At 49.1% G+C, this 2791-nt stretch carries 3 protein-coding genes; all 3 read right to left on the bottom strand.

What is annotated here, in order from left to right; genetic code table 11:
- A partial coding sequence (locus QUA62_RS28890) for an Ig-like domain-containing protein (RefSeq protein WP_333408234.1) occupies positions 1–1339 on the bottom strand: 1339 nt, incomplete at its 3' end.
- The gene (locus QUA62_RS28885) at positions 1278–1928 is read right to left on the bottom strand and encodes a DUF4347 domain-containing protein (protein ID WP_333408233.1); all 651 of its coding nucleotides are present in this window, start codon (positions 1926–1928) and stop codon (positions 1278–1280) included. The genes QUA62_RS28890 and QUA62_RS28885, both read right to left, overlap by 62 nt.
- 206 nt (positions 1929–2134) lie before the next feature.
- Positions 2135–2311, bottom strand: a complete 177-nt coding sequence (locus tag QUA62_RS28880; protein WP_333408236.1) for a LuxR C-terminal-related transcriptional regulator — start codon at positions 2309–2311, stop codon at positions 2135–2137.
- Between the last annotated feature and the right edge of the window lie 480 nt (positions 2312–2791).

The raw sequence follows: 2791 nt of genomic DNA, 5'->3' as shown, positions 1-2791 counted from the left end.
TCCCGTCGCTGACACTGTAGCTGAATTCCTCCAAGCCGACAAAACCCGGATTGGGAGTATAGTTGAAGGAACCATCTGGGTTGAAATTGATCTTGCCGTTCTTTGGCAAGGATATCGGCTTGGCACTCAAGGGGTCGCCGTCGGGGTCGATGTCATTGGCCAGGACTCCGGGAATTACGACATTGAGTGTCTTGTCGTGGGGAGTGTTGTAACGGTCACTATTTGCCTGCGGCGGCTGATTGGTTGGCAAGTTAGTGACATTGAGGTTCACTGAAATCGGGGGAGACGGCGTATCGCCGTCGCTGACGCTGTAAGTAAAGTTTTCTGGGCCTGCAAAACCGGGATTGGGAGTGTAACTGAAGGAACCGTCGCTGTTAAAAACTACCTTGCCGTTGTTTGGCGAGGACACCAGTTTGGCAGTTAGGGGGTCGCCGTCGGGGTCGTCGTCGTTGGCCAAGACTCCGGGGGCTGGCAGGTTGAATACCTTGTCGTGGGGAATGCTGTAACTGTCTGGTTGTGCCCCTGGCGGAAAGTTAGTGACCTTGAGGTTCACTGAAATCGGGGGAGACGGCGATACCCCGTCGCTGACGCTGTAAGTAAAGTTTTCTGGGCCTGCAAAACCGGGATTGGGAGTGTAACTGAAGGAACCGTCGCTGTTAAAAACTACCTTGCCGCTGTTTGGCGAGGACACCAGTTTGGCAGTTAGGGGGTCGCCGTCGGGGTCGTCGTCGTTGGCCAAGACTCCGGGGGCTGGCAGGTTGAATACCTTGTCGTGGGGAATGCTGTAACTGTCTGGTTGTGCCACTGGCGGAAAGTTAGTGACCTTGAGGTTCACTGAAATCGGGGGAGACGGCGTATCGCCGTCGCTGACGCTGTAAGTAAAGTTTTCTAGGCCTGCAAAACCGGGATTGGGAGTGTAACTGAAGGAACCGTCGCTGTTAAAAACTACCTTGCCGTTGTTTGGCGAGGACACCAGTTTGGCAGTTAGGGGGTCGCCGTCGGGGTCGTCGTCGTTGGCCAAGACTCCGGGGGCTGCCAGGCTGAATACCTTGTCGTGGGGAATGCTGTAACTGTCTGGTTGTGCCACTGGTTGCTGGTTGGTGACGTTAATGACGAAAGTCTGGGTAGCCGAAGTATCGATACCGCCGTTAGCTATACCACCATTGTCTCTGAGGTTTAAACTAATAGTAGCACGGCAGCTCGCCGCCCCCGGCGACGTAAAAATCAGTTGTCCTAAAGAGTGGATCGCGGGTGGTACGCTGAATAAACCAGTATTGTCATTCCCCACCACTTGAAAGTTTACTGTTGTTGCCCGCGTAGGTAAGGCGAGATAGTCCACCTACCTGAGTTCCTCCAAAAGTTGTATTTGCCGCAAATCCTGCTTGTCCCAAAAATTGTAGACCCAACACAAATTGATAGGTAGCCATTGTGGCTGGGTCGATCGCCAACCCAGATGACACCGCTCCCGTTGTATAATCTAGCTGCCAGTCTCCGCCCTTAGCGTCACAGCCGATCGGCGTTCTAGAAGCAGCAATTTTTGCCTTGGTTAGCTGACTCACTTGCTGCACAAAGTTAGCGCCCTTCTCCCCCGCCGCTACATCGCACCCGTACAGCAAAATCTCTGCACTCTCTGCCAGCGATCGCGACCAAAGCTGCAATTCTTTGGCATAAGTTTTTAAATTTGTCAAGTTTAGATCGATCGCGCCTAGCTGCAAACTTGCGGGGCGGCCGTGGGAGAGGATATGAATGCTTTTTATATTGCTGCGACTCGCTAGCGCGGTCGTGATTTGTTCTAGTCCATCCCGCGCCCCATCCAGGGTAATAACTTCTGTCCCCGCTGCGATACCGTTGCGGAGAGTTTCGCCATCGGGAAGGGCAGAGTCGAGAAAGGCGATCGAACTAAAAACTGAACTGATAAAATTTGGCATAATACGCCTTTGGTTAGATGACGGTAGGAAAATTAAAGTGTGTAGAGCTTAGCAAATTTAAAGATTGAATGTCATCAGTAAAATTAAAAATCAAGACGAATGATACTAATTTTCCGTGAACCTGCCACAGAGGCATCTTGATAGGGGCGGGTTTAGCCAATAATTCCTTTAAAAAACCGACAATTCCGGTACAAAACCCGCCCTGGTCAAGGTTCGATCGCCACAAGTTCTTCAGCAACCAATCCTTTCTGAATTGCGAGTACAGCAGCTTGAGTGCGATCGCGCACTTCTAACTTTTGCAAAATTGCGTGTACATGAACCCGCACCGTACCCGGAGCAATGTACAATATTTGTGCAGCTTCCTGATTGCTTTTCCTCTGCAGATAAAGCCAAGATTTCCTGTTCTCGTTTCGTCAGCGGATTTTCCAAAATTTCTGATTTTGACCCAACTTTTACAGGTTCAGGATTAGTAAAAACCGCATTAATTTCCGCATTTCCTGCCTTATAACACCACGAAGCACGCGCTGATACCGATCGAACTTCCCAAACAAAGTTTACGTCGCAATTGCCGGGAGGCAATATCCCTGAAATGCCGCTGAAATAAAGCTTTCAAGTATTAACTATTTTGGGGGACTTGTAAATAGACATAGCCACCAAAAAGAGACAATCTTATGCCTAAGATAGGTCGATCTGAATCGAGTTGTTCCGTAATGACGAACTATTTCAGAAGCTCGAATAGTGAGTTGGAATAAAATTTTTATCTCAATTGGAGTACAACTTTTTACAGGGTGCATCTCACTTTTGCGAATATGTCAAAAAAGGCTTAAAATAAAAAAGCTAGTAAAATCGTAAAATAAAGATGA

The organism is Microcoleus sp. MON1_C1 (genome assembly GCF_036701945.1).
Classification (GTDB): domain Bacteria; phylum Cyanobacteriota; class Cyanobacteriia; order Cyanobacteriales; family Microcoleaceae; genus Microcoleus.
This window is presented reverse-complemented; position numbering and strand designations above follow the sequence as displayed.